At 69.3% G+C, this 19,569-nt stretch carries 16 protein-coding genes and 1 tRNA gene; 7 read left to right on the plus strand and 10 right to left on the minus strand.

The window, feature by feature from the left end:
* Positions 1-41: 41 nt before the first annotated feature.
* Both RZO50_RS00665 and RZO50_RS00670 read right to left on the minus strand, forming a co-directional pair.
* Positions 42-1,001 (minus strand): type II secretion system F family protein, encoded by a 960-nt coding sequence (locus RZO50_RS00665; protein WP_322597792.1) that lies wholly within the window; start codon positions 999-1,001, stop codon positions 42-44.
* Positions 989-2,038 carry a TadA family conjugal transfer-associated ATPase gene (locus RZO50_RS00670; RefSeq protein ID WP_322597793.1) on the minus strand — a complete coding sequence of 350 codons (1,050 nt, stop codon included), beginning with the start codon at positions 2,036-2,038 and terminating at the stop codon, positions 989-991. The genes RZO50_RS00665 and RZO50_RS00670 overlap by 13 nt, the downstream gene beginning before the upstream one ends.
* Before the next feature lie 403 nt (positions 2,039-2,441).
* Between RZO50_RS00670 and acs the strand changes: the two genes are divergently transcribed.
* Both acs and RZO50_RS00680 read left to right on the plus strand, forming a co-directional pair.
* Positions 2,442-4,415, plus strand: a complete 1,974-nt coding sequence (acs, locus tag RZO50_RS00675; protein WP_322597794.1) for an acetate--CoA ligase — start codon at positions 2,442-2,444, stop codon at positions 4,413-4,415.
* Positions 4,416-4,450: 35 nt separating this feature from the next.
* On the plus strand, positions 4,451-5,104 hold the full coding sequence (locus RZO50_RS00680) for a uracil-DNA glycosylase family protein (RefSeq protein ID WP_322597795.1): 654 nt from the start codon (positions 4,451-4,453) through the stop codon (positions 5,102-5,104).
* Here RZO50_RS00680 and RZO50_RS00685 read toward each other — a convergent pair.
* Entirely contained in the window at positions 5,023-5,490 is a 468-nt protein-coding gene (locus RZO50_RS00685) for a RidA family protein (protein WP_322597796.1), read from the minus strand. The two genes, RZO50_RS00680 and RZO50_RS00685, sit on opposite strands and share 82 nt — an antisense overlap.
* On the minus strand, positions 5,487-5,714 hold the full coding sequence (locus tag RZO50_RS00690) for a DUF4177 domain-containing protein (RefSeq protein WP_322597797.1): 228 nt from the start codon (positions 5,712-5,714) through the stop codon (positions 5,487-5,489). The genes RZO50_RS00685 and RZO50_RS00690 overlap by 4 nt, the downstream gene beginning before the upstream one ends.
* Before the next feature lie 85 nt (positions 5,715-5,799).
* Between RZO50_RS00690 and RZO50_RS00695 the strand changes: the two genes are divergently transcribed.
* From RZO50_RS00695 to RZO50_RS00715, 5 genes are all read left to right on the plus strand, one after another.
* Positions 5,800-8,532, plus strand: a complete 2,733-nt coding sequence (locus RZO50_RS00695) for a transglycosylase domain-containing protein (protein WP_322597798.1) — start codon at positions 5,800-5,802, stop codon at positions 8,530-8,532.
* Positions 8,529-9,464 carry a metallophosphoesterase gene (locus RZO50_RS00700; protein WP_322597799.1) on the plus strand — a complete coding sequence of 312 codons (936 nt, stop codon included), beginning with the start codon at positions 8,529-8,531 and terminating at the stop codon, positions 9,462-9,464. Before RZO50_RS00695 ends, RZO50_RS00700 begins: the two co-directional genes overlap by 4 nt.
* A 96-nt stretch (positions 9,465-9,560) precedes the next feature.
* Entirely contained in the window at positions 9,561-12,008 is a 2,448-nt protein-coding gene (locus RZO50_RS00705) for a hypothetical protein (protein WP_322597800.1), read from the plus strand.
* A 74-nt stretch (positions 12,009-12,082) separates the two neighbouring features.
* A tRNA-Pro gene (locus RZO50_RS00710) sits at positions 12,083-12,159 on the plus strand.
* A gap of 80 nt (positions 12,160-12,239) precedes the next feature.
* The gene (locus RZO50_RS00715; protein ID WP_322597801.1) at positions 12,240-13,019 is read left to right on the plus strand and encodes an HAD-IIB family hydrolase; all 780 of its coding nucleotides are present in this window, start codon (positions 12,240-12,242) and stop codon (positions 13,017-13,019) included.
* A 17-nt stretch (positions 13,020-13,036) separates the two neighbouring features.
* Here RZO50_RS00715 and RZO50_RS00720 read toward each other — a convergent pair whose 3' ends face one another.
* From RZO50_RS00720 to RZO50_RS00745, 6 genes are all read right to left on the minus strand, one after another.
* A complete protein-coding gene (locus tag RZO50_RS00720) occupies positions 13,037-14,335 on the minus strand; it encodes an alpha-hydroxy acid oxidase (protein ID WP_322597802.1) in 1,299 nt (432 codons plus the stop codon).
* 28 nt (positions 14,336-14,363) lie between these two features.
* Complete coding sequence (locus RZO50_RS00725) at positions 14,364-15,074, minus strand: FadR/GntR family transcriptional regulator (protein WP_322597803.1); 711 nt, start codon at positions 15,072-15,074, stop codon at positions 14,364-14,366.
* A gap of 80 nt (positions 15,075-15,154) precedes the next feature.
* Positions 15,155-16,177: a UDP-glucose 4-epimerase GalE gene (gene galE / locus RZO50_RS00730; protein WP_322597804.1), complete on the minus strand. Its 1,023-nt coding sequence runs from the start codon at positions 16,175-16,177 to the stop codon at positions 15,155-15,157.
* 35 nt (positions 16,178-16,212) lie between these two features.
* Positions 16,213-16,869, minus strand: coding sequence for a thymidine kinase (locus tag RZO50_RS00735; RefSeq protein WP_322597805.1), 657 nt, complete (start codon positions 16,867-16,869; stop codon positions 16,213-16,215).
* 56 nt (positions 16,870-16,925) lie between these two features.
* Positions 16,926-18,398, minus strand: a complete 1,473-nt coding sequence (locus RZO50_RS00740; RefSeq protein WP_322597806.1) for a malate:quinone oxidoreductase — start codon at positions 18,396-18,398, stop codon at positions 16,926-16,928.
* A 38-nt stretch (positions 18,399-18,436) separates the two neighbouring features.
* Positions 18,437-19,507 carry an aspartate-semialdehyde dehydrogenase gene (locus tag RZO50_RS00745; RefSeq protein WP_322597807.1) on the minus strand — a complete coding sequence of 357 codons (1,071 nt, stop codon included), beginning with the start codon at positions 19,505-19,507 and terminating at the stop codon, positions 18,437-18,439.
* Positions 19,508-19,569 lie beyond the last annotated feature (62 nt).

Consider the following 19,569-nt stretch of genomic DNA (forward strand, 5'->3'; position numbering starts at 1 on the left):
GCGGGTTCCTGCGGGAGGGGACGTGGGTGATGCGGGCGCGGTCAAGGAGCGACCCGGGAGATATCCAGCGGCACCGCGCCCAGCACCCCGAGCATCATGGGGGCGACACCCAGCAAGAGGAATGCGGGGAGGGTGCAGACACCGAGCGGTATGAGCAGTCGCGCGGACAGCCTCGCCGCTCGCAGCCGACCGTCCACCCGCGCACGATGCCGGGCGAGAGCCGCCGCCGCGCGGAGCATGTCGACCGCCGGCACCCCGGCGCGCTGCGACAGGGCGAGCGCATCGTCGGCGGTCTCGTCACGGCTTTGCGCCGGTCCGGGCCGGGCACGGTCGACGAGATCACGGGCCCGGGCGACCGACACCCCTCCGCTCAGGGCGACGGCGAGCAGCTCCGCGGTCATCCCGGGGATCCGGGGGTCTCCACCCGCCCGCCGGACCAGCGCGGCGTTCCATCGGTGCGCCGCGACCGTGAGCAGGATGCCCGCGGCGAGGCAGGCCGCACCCACCGGTGACCGCGTGAGGGCGGAGAAGGTGTCGAAGCCGAAACAGGCGGCCAGGACGACGCCGACCACGGGCAACCAGGCCATCAGTCTCGCCGTGGAGGTGGGTTCGGCCAGGGCGACCCGGACATCGTCGGCCGCCTCCTCGGCATCGCGAAGCGCCGTCGACAGCCCGCGGAGGCTCTCCGCGAGTGGCGCTCCGACCGTGGTGGCCACCTGCCATGCCGCCGCGACATCCCGCCAGCCGTCGAGTCGTGCGACAGGCCCCCGCCGGCGGCGCGGGCGGGCCGGCACCGGCTCCCGCGCTGCGATGGCGGACACGAGGTCGAGACCGGCGGCGACGTCGACGATGACGCGTCGAGCGGCCTCGTCTCCACTGTCGGCCAACAGCTGCCATGACCGCGCCGGGCTCACCCCCGCCTGCAGCATGACGGCGAGCCGGAGGACCGTCGCGGCAGGGTCGGCGAGATCGGGCGACGGGGCGGCGGTCACGACGGCCACGACGGCCCCTCGATCCGGAGCCGTCCCGACCCGTCGAGCCGCGGAGACCCGATCGATGCGACGACCCGTCGCCCGTCCGCACGTCGCGCGACATGGATCACGACGTGCAGCGCGCTCACCGTCTGCCGCGCGAGGGTCCGATCGTCCCACCCGGCGAGCGCACCGAGCGCCTCCAGGCGTGCCGCGACCTCCTCGATGCCGTTCGCGTGGACGGTGCCGGCACCGCCGTCGTGACCGGTGTTCAGCGCACCGAGAAGGTCGCGCAGCTCCGCCCCACGGACTTCTCCGACCGCGAGCCGGTCGGGCCGCATCCGAAGCGCCTCGCGGACGAGACGGGACAGATCGACCGCCCCGGCCCCTTCGAGGTTCGCCTGTCGCGCCTCCAACCGGACGTGGTGCGGATGATCCACCCGCAGCTCCGCGACGTCCTCGACGGTGACGATCCGTTCGAGCGGTGAGGCGGCGGACAGAAGAGCGGCCAGGAGAGTGGTCTTCCCCGCGCCGGCCGCGCCCGTCACGAGGACGTTGCGGCGCTCGGCGACGACCTCGGTCAGCCTCGCGCGGCCCTCCGCGCCGAACATGCCGGATCGTTCGAGTTCGTCCAGTCCCGGGCGCGAGACCCGCGGGATGCGAATGGAGATCTCGGTCCCTGCCGAGGCGACGGGCGGAAGGACCGCGTGCACCCGGATACCGTCGGCCAATCGGACATCGACGCACGGGTGGGCGTCGTCGATGTGCCGATCGCCCGCGCCGATCAGGGCGGTGGCGAGGTCGCGCACCTCGTCTTCTGCGAGAGACCAGCCCGGTTCCGGATGCGCCCCGTCACCGCGGTCGACGTGCAGGCCCCGACTGGCGCTGAGGAACAGGTCGGTGACGGCCCGGTCTCGCAGCACCCGTTCGAAGGGTCGCATCACGGCCGGCACCGCAACCACCTGGTCCGGCGCGGCGGGTGCCCGCTGATCGGCAGACCTCACCGGCGAGGACGAATCCGCCGGCGCCGGAGAGTCCCGGCGGGTGACGACGAAGGGAGCAGCCATGCCCCGACGGTAGGCAGGCCGCGCCGCTGCACATCGGGGGCGCGGGGCTCTCGTGGAACCCGGCGCGCGCGGCGGACGCTGTGCAGGAGGAGTCGGCCCGCATGAAGAAGGCGGCATCCCATGGGGGGAATGGGATGCCGCCGTGAGCGACGCTCCAATGTTGGGGGGGGTTCGGAGCGTCGCGATGCCAGAATCGAAGTTCGGCCGAGACGAGTGTACGCATGCGTGAACGTGCGCGGACGCCTTCTCAGCTCATTCTTTCCGATATATCGGACATGTACTCGATTTCTCCTGCGGACGCATTCGATACCTCCTCTCGGGGGTGGTCCGCCGTCGGCGGCGTGACTAGATTGACGTGCGACTCGAGCGGCCACGCGCGCCGCCCCGATGCGAAGGAGCACCGATGAGCAGCCAGATCGACCACTTGCTGAACGAAGACCGCCGTTTCGCACCCACCGACGCGTTCGCCGCCGACGCCGTCGGCGGGGCCGAACTCTACGAACGGGCCGCGGCCGACCGCGAAGGCTTCTGGGCGGACCAGGCCCGCACGCTCCTGCACTGGCACACCCCGTTCACCGCGGTGCTCGACTGGTCGAATCCGCCGTTCGCCGAGTGGTTCGCAGACGGCGAGCTGAACGTCGCCCACAACTGCCTCGACCGGCACGTCGATGCAGGCAACGGTGACCGGATCGCCCTGCTCTGGGAGGGCGAGCCCGGCGATGAACGGCGCGTCACCTACGCCGAGCTCACCGACGAGGTCAAGCGCGTCGCGAACGTGCTGACAGGTCTCGGCGTCGGACAGGGCGATCGCGTGGCGATCTATCTGCCGATGATCCCGGAGGCGATCGCGGCGATGCTGGCCGTCGCCCGCGTCGGAGCCATCCACTCGGTGGTCTTCGGCGGGTTCTCGGCCGACAGTCTGCGCTCACGCATCGACGACGCCGGCGCGAAGCTGGTCATCACCGCGGACGGCGGGTATCGCAAGGGCAAGGTCTCGGCGCTGAAGCCGGCCGTGGACGCCGCCCTCGGCGAGCGCAACGGCAGCGGCCCTCAGGAGACGGTCGAGCACGTCTTGGTCGTGCGCCGCGGCGGCAACGACGTCGACTGGACCGCGGGGCGCGATCTCTGGTGGCATGACGTCGTTCCGGCTGCGTCCGCCGAGCACGAGGCGCAGGCCTTCCCGGCCGAGACGCCGCTGTTCATCCTCTACACATCCGGCACCACCGGAAAGCCCAAGGGCATCCTCCACACCTCCGGCGGATATCTGACACAGGCGGCCTTCACCAACCGCGTCGTCCACGACATCCACCCGGAGACCGATGTCTATTGGTGCACCGCCGACATCGGGTGGATCACCGGCCACACGTACGTCACCTACGGCCCCCTCGCGAACGGAGCGACACAGGTGCTCTACGAGGGGACACCCGACACCCCGCACCCGGGGCGATGGTGGGAGCTGGTGCAGAAGTACGGCGTCACCGTCCTCTACACCGCGCCCACCGCGATCCGCTCGTTCATGAAGATCGGTCGCACCGTGCCGCAGTCCTTCGATCTGTCGAGTCTGCGGGTGCTGGGTTCGGTGGGTGAACCGATCAACCCGGAGGCCTGGATGTGGTACCGCGAGATCATCGGATCGGATCGGACACCGATCGTGGACACGTGGTGGCAGACCGAGACCGGGGCCATCATGATCTCGGCGCTCCCCGGCGTCACCGAGGCCAAGCCGGGATCAGCCCAGGTGCCACTGCCGGGCATCGCCGTCGACGTCGTCGACGAGTCCGGCGAGCACGTCGGAAACGGCAACGGCGGGCTCCTCGTGATCACCGAACCCTGGCCGAGCATGCTGCGGGGCATCTGGGGCGACCCGGACCGGTTCGTCGAAACCTATTGGGAGAAGTTCGCCGACCGGGGCTTCTACTTCGCGGGGGACGGCGCCCGGCTCGACGACGACGGCGACGTCTGGCTCCTCGGCCGCGTCGACGACGTCATGAACGTCTCGGGCCATCGACTCTCGACCGCCGAGATCGAGTCGGCCCTGGTGGCCCACGAAGCCACCGCCGAAGCCGCCGTGGTCGGCGCGTCCGACGAGACGACCGGCCAGGCCGTCGTCGCCTTCGTGATCCTCAAGCAGAGCTTCCTCGACGCCCACTCCGCCGAGGGCCTGGCGTCGACCCTGCGGCAGTGGGTCGGCGAGCAGATCGGCCCGATCGCCCGACCGCGCGACATCTACATCGTCGGAGAACTCCCGAAGACCCGCTCCGGGAAGATCATGCGCCGGCTGCTCCGCGACGTCGCCGAGGGGCGAGAGGTGGGCGACACCACGACCCTCGCCGACACGATGGTGATGTCGACGATTCAGGCGAAGATCACGAGGTAGCCCCGCCACCCCGGGCGGACGGGCAGACTGGGCGGGTGAGCCCTCTCGACCGCCTGCGCGCCCGGGTGGCGGAGCATCCCTCCAACACCTGGGCGCGCGAGGCCGGCTGGGAGCCGCTGATCGTCGGCACCGCGAACGCGCGGATCCTCATCCTCAGCCAGGCCCCGGGGCGCCTGGCACAGGCGTCGGGCATCGCCTTCGACGACCCGAGCGGTCGCCTCCTGCGCACCTGGATGGGCGTCACCGACGAGGAGTTCTGGAACCCGGACCTTGTCGCGGTCCTGCCGATGGACGCGTACTTCCCCGGCAAAGGGACCAGTGGGGACAAGCCACCGCGCCGCGATTTCGCCCCGCGCTGGCACCCGCTGTTCCTGGAGCAGTTCGCCGCGGTGCGCCTGACCATCGTCATCGGTGGTTACGCGCAACGCCGCTACCTGGGCTCGGCGGACGTGACCGCGAACGTGCGCGCGGCGGAATCGTTCCGGCCGATGTTCCCGATCGTGCACCCGTCCCCGCTGGCGAGGGGGTGGCGCAGCCGCAACCCGTGGTTCATCGAGGAGAAGGTGCCGCATCTGCGGCGACTCGTGGGCGACGCGCTCGGGCGACCTCAGGCGACGGTGAAGACGACCTCGACCTCGACGGGGCTGTCCAGCGGCAGCACCGGAACACCGACCGCGGAGCGCGCGTGACGGCCCGATTCGCCGAAGATCTCGCCGAGGACGTCACTGGCGCCGTTGATGACGCCCGGCTGACCGGTGAAATCGGGCACCGACGAGACGAAGCCCACGACCTTGAGCACACCCGCGAGCCGATCGACACCGCCGACCGCCGCGGCGGCGGCCGCGACGGCGTTCAGCGCGCACTGGCGCGCATAGGCCTGCGCGTCGGACGCAGAGACGAGTCCGTCACCCTCGCCGACCTTGCCCGTGGCGGGGAGCGCACCGCCGACGATCGGCAACTGCCCCGCCGTATAGACGAGGTCCCCGTGGACTTTCGCGGGCACGTATGCCGCGACGGGGGGCACCACCGCGGGCAGCTCGATGCCGAGTTCCTGCAGACGCCGGGAAACGCTCACGCCGAGCCCCCCTCGAACTGACGCGCAGCCTGCGCGGCCGCACCCAGCCCGGCCGCGTTCGAGGCGCCGTCACCGCCCGAAGGACGCTTGAAGTAGCCCACGAGTCCCCCTTCGGGGCCGGGCACCACCTGCACCAGCTCCCACCCCTGCTTGCCCCAGTTGTTGAGGATCGCAGCGGTGTTGTGGATCAGAAGGGGCGTGGTCATGTACTCCCACGTCGTCATCGAGAACTCCTCGGTGGTCGGTCCAGTGGCGGAAAGGCGCCGGTCGTCAAGGGGTTCCCCAGCTAGCTCCCCTACGATCAAGCCTATGCCTCAGAAGAATCGGACGGCTAGCGGTGTGCTCGGGGGGATCCTCGGCCTCGTCGGCCTGAGCGCGGTGGCCGGTGTCCTCATCACCGCCACGGTGACGCCCGCCATCGCCGTGACCGGCGCCGCGGCCTCGAGCGCCATCACGATGTTCGACAAGCTGCCGAGCGTGCTGGAGATCGAGAAGCTGATGCTTCCCTCCACCATCTACTACAAGAACTCCGACGGCGACTACGTCGAGCTCACCCAGTTCTACGACCAGAACCGCGAACCGGTCACGTACGACGAGGTGGCGCCGGTCATGTACGACGCGATCCTCTCCAGTGAGGACCCGCGGTACTACCAGCACGGCGGAGTCGACCTCATCGGAACGAGCCGTGCGCTCCTGAGCAACGCGCAGGGCGGCGCGACGCAGGGTGGCTCGTCGATCAGCCAGCAGTACGTCAAGAACATCCTCATCCAGCAGTGCGAGAGCAACGCCGAAGGCGAGACGGCCGAAGAAGAGGCCGCTGCGAAGCTCCAGTGCTGGACCGAGGCGACGACCGCCTCGGGCGTCGAGGGATACCAGCGCAAGCTGCAGGAGATGCGCTACGCCATCGCGCTGGAGCAGAAGTACTCCAAGAACGACATCCTCCTCGGCTACCTGAACATCGCCAACTTCGGCGGCACCAACTACGGCATCGAAGCCGCCGCACAGTACTACTTCGGCGTCAGCTCCGGTGACCTGAGCATCGCTCAGGCAGCCACCCTCGCGGGCATCGTCCAAAACCCGAACACGTACCGCATCGACAAGACCGGCGGGTCGATCACCAACAGCGAGGGCACCCCGCTGAACACCGCCCCCGACGGCGAGGTCAACGCGAGCGACGGCACCCTCGCCGCGCTCGACACGCTGCTCGCCGACGGGACCATCACCGACGAGGAGTACCTCGCGGCCGCAGACGGGTACACGCTCACCAAGGGCCGCCAACTCTACGTGCTCAGCCGCATGCTCGATGACGGCAAGATCACCGAGGAGCAGTACATCGAGGCGGCGAAGTCGCCGATCGAGCCGAAGATCACCGTCCCGTCCTCGGGGTGCGCCGAGGCCGGCGGTTCGGCGTTCTTCTGCAAGTACGTGCAAGACGTCGTGGCGAACGACCCCGCGTTCGGTGAGACCGCCGACGACCGCGCCGCGGCCCTCCGCCGTGGCGGACTGAACATCTACACCACCCTCGACATCGATCTGCAGCTCGCCGCCGAGCAGACCATGCGCGACACCGTGCCCCAGTCGATCGACGGGATGAAGCTCGGCTCGACGACGGTGAGCATCGAGGCTGAGACCGGCCGCATCCTCTCGATCGCCCAGAACAAGACCTTCAGCGAACGGGCCGACGAGGCGGAAGACCCCACGAAGACGTCGCTGGTGTTCGCCGGCGACCACCTGTACGGCTCGTCCGACGGCTTCAATGCCGGTTCGACCTTCAAGCTGTTCACCCTGATCGACTGGCTGGAGAAAGGCAACTCCCTCAACGAGGTGCTCAACGGCCGCGTACACAAGGTGACCCGTCTGACGGACAGCTGCATCGAAGGCGGCGCATGGGTCGACCCCGGCGCCGACGCGATCGACAACTTCGCGAAGGCCCCCGGATACGTCGGAACGCCGATGCGGTTCACCGCCGACTCGCTGAACTCCGGCTTCCTCGCGATGGCCGAGCGCCTGGACCTGTGCGACATCGAGAACGTCGCGACGAAGATGGGCGTGGTGCAGGCCGCGACCGGCCAGCCCGCCGACGTCAACGGCGCCTTCTCGATCCTCGGGTCCGAAGCCGTCTCCCCCATCGCCGTCGCCGGCGCCTACGCGACCGTCGCGAACGACGGCGTGTACTGCGAGCCCCAGGCGATCGACCGGGTCACCGACTCCGACGGCAACGAGCTGGCCGTGCCGGAGCGCTCGTGCGAGCGCGTGCTCGACTCCGCGGTTGCGGCAACGGCCGCCTACGCCCTGCAAGGCGTCATGAACGGCGGCACGGGCGCCCAGGGAAACCCGTACGACGGTGTTCCTGTGCTCGGCAAGACCGGTACGCACGAGACGTTCCAGACCTGGCTCGTCGAGTCGAGCACGAAGGTCGCCACCGCGGCATGGGTCGGCAACATCGAGGGCTTCTCGGACGTGTTCGACTACGGCGTCGCCTACTACCGCTACGCGCTCGGCAAGGGCGTGCAGGCCGCGGCCAATGCCAAGTACGGCGGCGGCGAGTTCGCGGCCCCCGACCAAAACCTGTTGCGCGTGGTCTACACCGACCTGCCGAACGTCGTCGGGATGTCCATCGACGAGGCCACCGCCACCCTGCAGAGCGCCGGATTCAGCGTGACGGTCGGTGACGAGGTCGACTCGGCCGAGTCCGCCGGCACGGTCGCCGAGCAGAGCCCGGGCGCCGGCCGTGTCGCCGGCGGCACGAACGTGACCATCCGCCCCTCCAACGGGCAGGGCGTGACCGTGCCGGATGTGTCCGGGCAGTCGCTGCAGGATGCGATCAGCTCGCTGCGGTCGGAGGGCTTCGGCAGCGTCCAACCGGGTCGCTGTACCGCGACCGGTGGCGGGGACGACGATGACGATGACGACAACAACGGCAACGGGAACGGGAACGGGAACGGCGCGACCCAGGTGACCGGGACGAGCCCCGGCGCCGGTGAGCTCGTCAACCGCGGCGACACCATCTCGGTGAACTACCGCGCCGAGTCCTGTTCGTGACCTCACGCCGTACGCGCACCGCCCTCACCGCCCTCGCGGCGGTGGGGGCGGTCGGCGCGTCAGCGGCGGTGTGGGGAATCGGTGTCGAACGATTCCTCTTCACCGTCCGCGAGCACTCCCTCCGCGTCCTGCCGCCCGGTTCCCCCCCCATCCGGGTCCTCCACGTCTCCGACGCGCACATGGCCCCCTGGCAGCACCGCAAGCAGGAGTGGATGGCGGGGCTCGCCGCCCTCCACCCGGACCTCGTGGTGAACACCGGCGACAACCTCGGTCACGCCGACGGGTTGGCCGGCATCCGTCGCGCGTTCGATCCGCTCCGCGGGGTGCCGGGGGTGTTCGTGCACGGCTCGAACGACCTCAGCGCACCGTCCCCGCGCAACCCCCTGCGCTACTTCACCGGTCCGAGCCGGTCGAAGCCGCGCGAAGTTCCCCTCGACACGGACGCTCTCGATGCGTACCTTCGCGACGAGCTGGGCTGGCTCGATCTGAACAACGCCGCCGGTTCGCTGTCGATCGCGGGCATGCGGATCGACGCATTCGGTGTGAGCGACGCCCACCGAGGCTGGGACGACCTCGACGTCCTCCCGGCAGCCCTCGAGGCGGTGCGGGAGAACGACGGCGCGGTCCTCACCATCGGAGTCACCCACGCGCCCTACCGTCGCGTCCTCGACGCCTTCGGCGCCCTCGGCGCCGACATGCTCTTCGCCGGACACACCCACGGCGGTCAGGTGCGCATCCCGGGTTCACCGTCGGCTCTCGTGGCCAACTGCGACATCCCGCTGGACCAGGCGCGTGGCCTGAGCAAGTGGATACAGGACGGGCGACACGTGCCCCTGAACGTCAGCGCCGGGATCGGGCATTCGATCTACGCCCCGGTGCGATTCGCCTGTCGACCCGAAGCATCGATGATCACCCTCACCTCCCGAGACTGACCACTCCCCCTCCACACGCCCCGGCCCTCACGGCAGCGTCCACAGGAACGGGAGCGGAGCACGAAGCCGGCGTGTCGCTCACGCAGGATCGAGCGCATGAAGCGCGCCCTCCTCCTCTTCGGGATCGTCCTCACCGTCGTGTGCGGTGGAGTGATCGTCACCTCGTGGCTAGCGGCTTCCCCGTCGCAGGCGGCATCCGCCGGCGCCGGGTTCGGCACATGGGCGCCGACGTCGCAGTACGGATGGCACGGGTCGATGCGCGTGGGCGACGTGCACACCTACTGCATCCGCCCCGGGCTCGCCGCTCCGACCGGAAAGACCACCGATCACGGGGTCCGCACCGATGCCGCGGGGCTCACCCCGCAACAGCTCACCGGCATCAACCACCTCGTCAGCGCATACGGACAGACCACCGATCCCGTACAGGCCGCGAGCGTGGGATGGGCGGTGAAAGCGATCGCCGACTGGGACGAGACCCTCCATAGCTTCGGCTACCGAGGCGACTCGCTGGCCGGGGCGATCAACTGGACGTTCTCCGCGCTGGCCCCGAAACACAACGAGCGCGTGCAGGAACTCGCCACCTCCTACTACGCCGAGGCGACAGCACTGGCCGCCGGCGACACCGCCCCCTCGGGTCGACTCGTGTTCACCGCCTCGCAGACCGACCCCCTCCGCGGCACCGTCACCGCGGAGGTCCCCCAGGCCGACGGCTTCGGCACGGTCGAACTGTCCGGCGCCGTGTTCGCCGACGGCAGCACCGTCCGCTCGGACCTCCGAGCGGGCGAGAGCTACGACATCCACGTCACCGGCGCGGCGGAGAACGAGATCACGGTGCGCGGATCGGGTGTTTTCCCCACGGCCGCCCTCGCCGCCGTGCGGTATTTCACAACCCCGGGCGGCCAGGACACCGCCGGACCGGCCGGCGCCGCTGAGATCACCGTCGAAGGCGCCGATGACGCGCCGCGCTCGCTGGTGTTCGCGCCGACGATCTCGACGCAGGTCGTCGACCGCTACGTGCACGACGGACGCTTCGTCGACGAGGTGCTGTTCGCCGCGGACGGGGCGTGGCCACGGTCGGACGATGACGCCTACGCCGTGGTCCACGCGGAGGCGGACATCTACCGCAGCACGTCTGAACCGAACCCCGGAGACGTACCGCCGGGCGAGCCGGTCGCGACGCTCACCCTGCAGACCGACCCGACCGTCGGACCGACGGCGCCGTACCGAGTCGAAGCGGTCGAGCCACTGCCGGATCCGGGTTTCTACACGGCCGTCTGGCGTATCTCGGCGAAGTCGCAGGGTGATGAGGTGCGCGGGCGTCTCCCGGACGGCTACGCGTGGGAGGAGCAGTACGGTCTGCGCAGTCAGACGATCATGGTGCCCGCGATCTCGTCCCGTGCCCAGGAAGAGCTCACGGTCGGCGCCCCGATGGCCGACGACGTCATCGTGGACGGCCCCGTACCCCGCGACGGGCTCGTCCTCCAGACCGCGGTCTTCCGCGCCGTCGAGGGTATCGCCCCGGAGGAGACCTGCACGGAGGAAAACCTTGTCTGGACCTCTGCCGCCGTGAGCGTGGATCGGCCCGGGACCACGACCTTCACGGCCCCGGAGGTGCCGGATTTCGGCACGTACTACTGGCAGGAGAGCGCGCACGATGCCGAGGGCACGCCGGTGCACGTCGGCCGGTGCGGTGTCGCGGAGGAGACCGGTGTCGCCGCCCCACCCACGGTGGTGACCGCCGCGCAACCCACGGCAGGGTTCGGCGCGTCCATCATCGACACCGCGACGGTGTCCGGCCGCGTCCCGGAAACAGGCGAGACCGTCCTGGTGTTCCGCCTCTACCGCGCGGGCGACGGCGCGGAGCCCTCGTCAGCGTGCACCGAGGAGACCCTCGTCGCAGAGACGACACCGATTCCGGTCACCGGCGACGGCGAGTACGAGTCCCCGGCCGTAGCGACCACCGCCTCGGGGACGTACTACTGGATCGAGGAGCTGACGTGGACGCCCCGCGGCGGTGATCCCCGCACGCTCGCCACCGGCACCTGCGGCATCCCTGAGGAGACGACGGTCGTCGAGCGTCCGAGTGTCACGACCCTCGCCACACCACGAGCCGCGACGGGCGAGCCCTTCACCGACGTGGCGACCGTGACCGGCCTGGACGACTCCGTCGATGCCGAACTGGTTTTCTCTGCTTTCCTGCACCCGACAGGCGACGCCGCCGTGTGCTCCGATCGGATCGCCGAGACCGAGCCGGTGCCGGTCACGGGTGACGGCGAGTACGAGTCACCGGCGGTGACCTCCGACACCTCCGGCACCGTCCAATGGATCGCGCTGCTGCAATACCGCCCCAGCCCGGAGAGCGACGTCGTGGTGATCTATCGCGGCGAATGCGGAGAAGAGGGAGAGTCGACGATCGTCGACGACCTCGCCGCCACGGGACCGGCCCTGCCGGCCGAGAGAACGACCCGGATATGGGCGGCGGCGGGCGCCGGTCTCCTCGGCCTCGGACTCGGCGCGCTCGCGCTCCGCACCCGCCGCCCGTGACCCGACGGTCGATCGAGGACGGCGGCACCGATTGGGCGCATCGCTCGAAGCAGGGTAGACTCGCAGGGTTGCCACGGGGTGTGGCGCAGCTTGGTAGCGCGCTTCGTTCGGGACGAAGAGGCCGCAGGTTCAAATCCTGTCACCCCGACCACAGAGAGGCTCCACCCGCGGGTGGAGCCTCTCGTATAGGGGTGTGCGGCCACGCATGCCTCGAGTACGGTGGCATCGACGATGTGGAGAATCGTGCCCGACAGCATCCGATTGGTCGCCTTCGACCTCGACGACACCCTCGCTCCCTCCAAGAGCGCCATCGACGCGCGCATGGGGCAGCTCCTGATCGCCCTCGCCGAACGCGTCGAGGTCGCCGTGATCTCCGGCGGGCAGCTCGCCCAGTTCCGCAGCCAGGTCGTCGAACGACTCCCCGATGCCGACCCAGCCACCCTCGATCGGATGCATCTGCTCCCCACCTGCGGAACGCAGTACTACCGCCTGCGCAACGGCGAGGTGGACACCGTCTACGCGCACAGTCTCACCGACGACGAGAAGAACCGCGCACAGACGGCGATCGAAGAGGAGGCCCGCCGTCTCGGCTACTGGGAGCGTGAGACGTGGGGCCCGATCCTCGAGGACAGGGGCTCACAGATCACCTTCTCCGCCCTCGGCCAGTCCGCCCCGCTCGCGGCGAAGAAGGCATGGGACCCCTCCGGCGAGAAGAAGAATGCGCTCCGGCAGGCCGTCGCCGACCGCATCCCCGATCTGGAGGTGCGCTCGGGCGGCTCGACCTCCGTCGACATCACCCACCGGGGCATCGACAAGGCCTACGGCATGCGGCAGCTCGCGGAGCAGACCGGCATCGCGCTGGACGAGATGCTGTTCGTCGGCGATCGCCTCGACCCGGACGGCAATGACTATCCCGTCCTCGCCATGGGTGTGGCGTGCCACGCGGTGGACGGGTGGGAAGAGACCGCCGATTTCCTCGACGGACTCATCCCCACCCTCCCCCGGCGCTGACCTCGCCGCAGGTGTGATCAGGCTCCAGCCGCAGCCTTCTGCGAGGTCTTCGCCGCCGCGCGGGGTCGCGGGGCGCGACCGGGTGCGGCGATCGGGGTCATCCGCTGCAGCTGTGTGACATGCCGCGGCTCCAGCTCGTCGAGCGAGGAGACGCCGAGCAAGGCCATCGTTCGCGTGATCTCAGTGCGCAGGATGTCGATGGTCTTGTCGACTCCGGCTCGCCCGCCGGCCATCAGACCGTACAGATACGCCCGCCCGATGAGCGTGAACTTCGCGCCCAATGCGATCGAGGCGACGATGTCGGCACCGTTCATGATCCCGGTGTCCACCATGATCGTGGCGTCTTTGCCGACTTCGCGCACCACCTGCGGCAGCAGGTGGAACGGCACGGGTGCGCGATCCAGCTGGCGTCCACCGTGGTTGGACAGGATGATCCCATCCACGCCCAGGTCGACCAGCTTCTTCGAGTCCGCCACGTTCTGGACACCCTTGATCACGATCTTGCCGGGCCACAGCTCCCGGATGACCTCGAGATCCTCGTAGCTGATCGTGGGATCCATCGCGGCGTTCAGGAGTTCACCCACCGTGCCGCCGGTCGTGGACAGCGACGCGAACTCGAGCTTGGGCGTCGTGAGGAAATCGATCCACCACCACGGGCGCGGGATCGCGTTGAGGATGGTCCCGACCGTCAGCTGCGGCGGAATCGAGAACCCGTTCCGCTTGTCGCGCAGCCGTGCGCCGGCGATCGGCGTGTCGACCGTGAACATGAGGGTGTCGAAGCCCGCCTCGGCCGCACGGCGGGCGAGTCCGTAAGAGATGTCCCGGTCGCGCATGACGTACAGCTGGAACCAATTGCGGCCACCCGGGTTGGCGGCCTTGACGTCCTCGATCGAGGTCGTGCCCAGCGTCGACAGGGTGAAGGGGATGCCGGCAGCGCCGGCGGCGCCGGCGCCGGCGACCTCCCCCTCGGTCTGCATCAGCCGCGTGAAGCCGGTGGGTGCGATTCCGAAGGGCAGCGCGCTGGGACCTCCGAGTACCTCGATCGAAGTGTCCACATGCTCGGCCGGGCGCAGCACATCGGGGTGGAACTCGATGTCCTCGAACGCCTGGCGGGCGCGCGCGAGCGACAGTTCGCCCTCCGCAGCGCCGTCGGTGTAGTCGTAGGCCGCTTTCGGCGTGCGACGCTTGGCGATGCGCTGCAGATCGTAGATCGTCAGCGCGCCGTCCAGGCGACGCTTCGTGGCGTTCAGCTCGGGCTTCTTGAACTGCATGAGCTCCAAGAGTTCGGCGGGCTTGGGCAACTGGCGCTGGACCATGTTCTCCTCGTGATTCTGCGATAGGCGGTCAGCGGGACAGGCCCGCGTGGGCGTAATATCCGGCGATGTGCGAGTGCACGAGTTCACGCGCCTTCTCGGCATCGCCGGCGTCGATGGCATCCAGGATCGCGACGTGCTCACGGCGCAGGCGATCGGCGGTGGCGTCCCAGTCGTCGATGTTGTCGGCGCCCTCACGCACGTACGACTCGATGGATGAGCGGAGCCCGGCCATCATCGCCGTGATGACGACGTTGCCGGACGCTTCGGCCAGGCTCAGGTGCAGCTGCGCGTCGAGAGCGAGGAACTCCGCCGGCGACAAGTCGGATGCGACCATCACCTCGGTCATGCGTCGCGCGGCGGGGATGCTCCGATTCGGGTCCCGCGCGAGGGATTCCACGACGGCCTCCTCGAGGGCGAGGCGGGTGCGCACGACGTCATCGAGGGGAAAACCCTGCGCGGCGACCTGCAGTCGCAGGAGCGCCTGCATCCCCCCGGTGGGGGCGGCGACGATGATCGCCCCCGACGAGGGCCCGGAACCCGTGCCGGTCCGGATGAGCCCCATCACCTCGAGAACGCGAAGCGCCTCGCGCACGCTGGAACGCCCGACGCCGAGATTCCCGGCGAGCTCCCGCTCGGCGGGAAGCCGGTCCCCCGGACCGAGACGACCGTCGAGAAGGTCGTTCTCGACCTTCTCGAGCACGACTCGCCAAGCGCGAGACGGCGCGGACTGTTCGGCCATGAATCACCCTCCTGTGGTCCGACCATAGTACACACTGTGGTCAGACCACGCAGTCCGGGCGGACCGGGCTGCGAAGGGGACTACTCGGCGGTGGCGTATCCCTGCGGATTCTGCGACTGCCACGTCCAGTAATCGCGGGACGCCTCGTCGATGCCGAAGCGCGCCTTCCACCCGAGTTCGCGCTCCGCCTTCGCCGGATCGCAGTACGTCGCGGCGACATCACCGGGCCTGCGCTCGAGGATCTGCGTGGGGAGCTCGCGCCCCACGGCCTTCTCGAACGAGGCGATCAGCTCCAGCACGCTCACCGGTCGCCCCGTGCCGAGGTTGTACACGGCGTAGCCCGGTGCCGCCTTCTCCAGCGCCGACACGTGACCCTCCGCGAGGTCCACGACATGGATGTAGTCGCGCAGCCCGGTCCCGTCGGGGGTGTCGTAGTCGTCGCCGAAGACACCGATGCGTTCGAGGCTGCCGATCGCGACCCGCGAGACGTAGGGCATGAGGTTGTTCGGGATACCGGTCGGGTCTTCGCCGATCAGGCCGCTGGTGTGGGCTCCGACCGGGTTGAAGTACCGCAGGACCGTGACGTTGACATCGGGATTCACGCGCGCGACGTCGGCCAGGACGACCTCGTTCATGCGTTTGGACTTGCTGTACGCGTTGGAGAGGTCGACGCTCGTGGTCGACTCTTCCGTGAAGGGAAGATCCGCCGGATCGGAGTAGACCGTTCCGGTGCTGGAGAAGATGAAGGACCGGATCCCGTGCGCCAGTCCCACCCGAAGAAGCGCGAAGGTGGTGTCGAGGTTGTTGGCGTAGTACTCCAGCGGCTTCTGCGTCGACTCCCCGACCGCCTTGAACGCGGCGAAGTGGATGATCGCGTCGATCGGCCCATACTCGGTGAACGCGCCTTCGACCACCTCGTCGTCGGCGGCGTTGCCCACGACCAGGGGTGCGGGCTTGCCGGTGATGCGCTCTACGCGCTGAGCGGCGACGGCACTGGTTCCCGACAGATCGTCGAGGAGGACCACGTCGTGGCCGGCATCGAGCAAGGACACGGCGGTGTGCGCGCCGATGTAGCCGGCTCCGCCGGCAAGGAGAACTCGCATGAGTCCAGCCTAGCCAGCGCCGCCCCCGCGGACGATCAGCGCCCGTCCAGCCGTCCCCCCGACTCGCGCAGGTAGCACTCGGCACACATCGACTCGTACGTCACCCGGTCGGCGGTGAGCTCGTCGATGGCCACCTGGTCGCCGTCGAAGACGAATCGGCCACCGACCAGGCGTGCGTTGAACAGCGCTTTGCGGCCGCAACGGCAGATGGTCTTCAGCTCCTCGAGACTGTGGGCGAGTTCCATCAGGCGTCGCGACCCGGGGAACGCCTCGGTGCGGAAGTCGGTCCGGATCCCGTAGGCCAGCACGGGGACGCCGTCCAGCACGACGATGCGCAGCAGATCGTCGATCTGCTCGGGCGTGAGGAACTGCGCCTCGTCGATGAGAAGGCACGCGACGTCGGCGCGCCTCGGCGCCTGCTCGTCGGGCAGCAGGCCGGCGTGCGCCTCCGCTTTGATCCGATCGCGGTGCCCCGCGAACAAGGCGCGGAGGTCGGCGCCGGGCGGGATGAGGAAGTCGACGGGCCGGGTCACACCGAGCCTGCTGGAGACGCGATCGGCGTCTTTCGTGTCGATCGCGGGCTTGGCCAACAGCACCCGTTGGCCCCGCTCCTCGTAGTTGTAGGCAGCCTGGAGCAGAGCGGTCGACTTGCCGGAGTTCATCGCGCCGTAGCGGAAGTACAGTTTGGCCATCGTCGGTCGTCCTCAGCCGCGCCGCACGGCCCTCGCGGGCACGCTCCTCGATCCGGTCATCGCCAGATCGAGAGCTTCTCGGCCGTCTCTTCGAGAACCGCCTCTGCCACCTCCGGACGAGGGTTGAGGGTCTCGCCGTAGCTGGGGATCAGCTCGCGCAGGCGCGGTTCCCATTCCGTGATCCGGTCGGGGAAGCAGGTCTTCAGCAGGCCGAGCATGATCGACACCGCCGTGGAGGCACCGGGGGACGCACCCAGCAGGCCGGCGATCGAGCCGTCGCCCCCGGTGACGACCTCCGTGCCGAACTGCAGCACGCCGATCTTCTTCGGGTCCTTCTTCATGACCTGCGCACGTTGTCCCGCGTTCAGCAGCTCCCAGTCCTCGGCTCGAGCCGTCGGCATGAATTCCCGGAGGCTGTCGACTTTCTTCCGGTGGTTCTTCAGCAGTTCGCTGACGAGGTACTTGATGAGGCCCGGATTGTCGACCGCGACCTTGAGCATGGGGAGGATGTTGCCCGGCCGGACCTGCGCAACCAGATCGAACCACGATCCGTTCTTGAGGAACTTCGGGCTGAAGGTCGCGAACGGCCCGAACAGCAACGAGGTCTCCCCGTCCACGACGCGCGTGTCCAGGTGCGGTACCGACATCGGCGGTGCGCCCACCGACGCCTGCGAGTAGACCTTCGCGCGGTGCCGCGCGACGATCTTCGGGTTCGATGTCTTCAACCACTGCCCACCGATGGGGAAGACCCCGTAGCCCGAGATCTCGGGGATGCCGGAGGACTGCAGCAGCTTGATGGCCCAACCGCCCGCGCCGACGAAGACGAACTTCGCGTCGGAGACGCCGGGCGTGCGGCCGACGGTGTCGCGCCAGCGCACCCGCCAGGAGCCGTCCGCGCGACGCTTCAGCCCGCGCACCTCGCGGTCGGTGACCACCTCGACGCCGCGCTCACGCAGCGCCGCGAACATCTGGCGGGTCAACGCGCCGAAGTCGACGTCGGTTCCGGCGGGAACACGCGTCGCCGCGAACGGTTCACCCGCGGGGCGACGATCCATCAGCAGCGGAGCCCACTGATTGATGACCCTCGAGTCCTCGCTGTACTCCATTCCGGCGAACAGCGGCTGGCCCTTCAATGCCTCGTAGCGCTTCTTGAGGTAGGCGACGTCCTTTTCGCCGCGCACGAAGGTCATGTGCGGTGTTGCGTTGATGAACGTCGAGGGAGCATCGAGGATCCCCGCCTCGACGAGCGAGGACCAGAACTGCCTGCTCTGCTGGAACTGCTCGTTGATCGCGATCGCCTTGGCGGGATCGACCGTGCCGTCCGCCGCTTCGGGCATGTAGTTCAGCTCGCAGAGCGCCGCGTGCCCGGTGCCGGCGTTGTTCCACGCATTCGAGCTCTCCTCAGCGACCTCGCCGAGGCGCTCGTACACGACGATCTTCCAGTCGGGCTGCAGTTCGGAGATGAGCGTGCCCAGGGTGGCACTCATGATGCCACCACCGATGAGCACGACGTCGGCGGGTTGGGTCACCCGTCGATTCTAGGCGGGCGGACGGGGATGTACCGAACTCAGGTGGAGGCGCCGCGCGTGGCCGCAACGACCTCGGCGATCTGCACCGCGTTCAGCGCCGCGCCCTTGCGCAGGTTGTCGTTGCTGATGAACAGTGCGAGTCCGCGGCCCTGCGGGGCCGACTGGTCGGCGCGGATACGGCCGACGAAGCTCGGGTCCTGCCCCGCGGCCTGCAGCGGCGTGGGGACCTCTTCGAGGCGCACCCCGGGAGCCTCGGCCAACACCTCGCGGGCACGCTCGGGGGTGATCTCCCGAGCGAACTCGGCGTTGATGGACAACGAATGTCCGGTGAAGACGGGCACACGGACGCAGGTTCCGGCGACGCGGAGGTCGGGAAGTTCGAGGATCTTGCGGCTCTCGTTGCGCAGCTTCTTCTCTTCGTCGGTCTCGTTGAGACCGTCGTCGACGACCGAGCCGGCGAGCGGGATCACGTCGAACGCGATCGGCGCGACATACTTCTCCGGCTGCGGGAAGTCCACCGCCGACCCGTCGTGCACCAGGCAAAGCGCGTCGCCCTGCGCGAGCACGCCTTCCACCTGCCCGAGCAACTCCTGCGCGCCGGCGAGCCCGGAGCCGGACACCGCTTGGTAGGTACTCACGATGAGTCGCTCGAGGCCCGCTTCGGCGTGCAGCGCCTTCAGAACGGGCATCGCGGCCATCGTGGTGCAGTTCGGGTTCGCGACGATACCCTTCACGGCCTGACCGATCGCGTGGGGATTCACCTCGCTGACCACCAGCGGCACCTCGGGGTCCATGCGCCACGCGCTGGAGTTGTCGATGACCATCGCGCCGGCCTCGGCGAACCGCGGCGCGTGCGCGCGGCTTCCCGTCGCGCCGGCCGAGAACAACGCGATGTCGATCCCCGCGGGGTCGGCGGTGGCGACGTCCTCGATCACGACGGTGTGCCCCGCGAAGTCGACGGCCGTGCCGGCCGAGCGCGCCGTGGCGAACAGCCGCAGGTCGCGGATCGGGAACGACCGCTCAGCGAGGATCTCGCGCATGACGGTGCCCACCTGGCCGGTGGCGCCGACGACGGCGACGGAGAGTCCGGAATCGGAGATACGGGTCATGACGGTTCCTCGGGTCGGGTCGAGCGCGCGCGCCCGCTGGTGGGCCGCCGGAGCGGCGTGTC

It is taken from the genome of Microbacterium xanthum (assembly GCF_034531355.1).
GTDB lineage: Bacteria > Actinomycetota > Actinomycetes > Actinomycetales > Microbacteriaceae > Microbacterium > Microbacterium xanthum.

Excerpts from the sequence above, each read along its gene's own strand:
- RZO50_RS00720 (WP_322597802.1), bottom strand. The coding sequence starts at position 14,335 with ATGGTCCAGCGCCAGTTGCCCAAGCCCGCCGAACTCTTGGAGCTCATG.
- RZO50_RS00725 (WP_322597803.1), bottom strand. The coding sequence starts at position 15,074 with ATGGCCGAACAGTCCGCGCCGTCTCGCGCTTGGCGAGTCGTGCTCGAG.
- RZO50_RS00705 (WP_322597800.1), top strand. The coding sequence starts at position 9,561 with ATGAAGCGCGCCCTCCTCCTCTTCGGGATCGTCCTCACCGTCGTGTGC.
- RZO50_RS00715 (WP_322597801.1), top strand. The coding sequence starts at position 12,240 with ATGTGGAGAATCGTGCCCGACAGCATCCGATTGGTCGCCTTCGACCTC.
- RZO50_RS00735 (WP_322597805.1), bottom strand. The coding sequence starts at position 16,869 with ATGGCCAAACTGTACTTCCGCTACGGCGCGATGAACTCCGGCAAGTCG.
- RZO50_RS00745 (WP_322597807.1), bottom strand. The coding sequence starts at position 19,507 with ATGACCCGTATCTCCGATTCCGGACTCTCCGTCGCCGTCGTCGGCGCC.
- RZO50_RS00670 (WP_322597793.1), bottom strand. The coding sequence starts at position 2,038 with ATGGCTGCTCCCTTCGTCGTCACCCGCCGGGACTCTCCGGCGCCGGCG.
- RZO50_RS00690 (WP_322597797.1), bottom strand. The coding sequence starts at position 5,714 with ATGACGACGTGGGAGTACATGACCACGCCCCTTCTGATCCACAACACC.
- acs (WP_322597794.1), top strand. The coding sequence starts at position 2,442 with ATGAGCAGCCAGATCGACCACTTGCTGAACGAAGACCGCCGTTTCGCA.
- RZO50_RS00695 (WP_322597798.1), top strand. The coding sequence starts at position 5,800 with ATGCCTCAGAAGAATCGGACGGCTAGCGGTGTGCTCGGGGGGATCCTC.
- galE (WP_322597804.1), bottom strand. The coding sequence starts at position 16,177 with ATGCGAGTTCTCCTTGCCGGCGGAGCCGGCTACATCGGCGCGCACACC.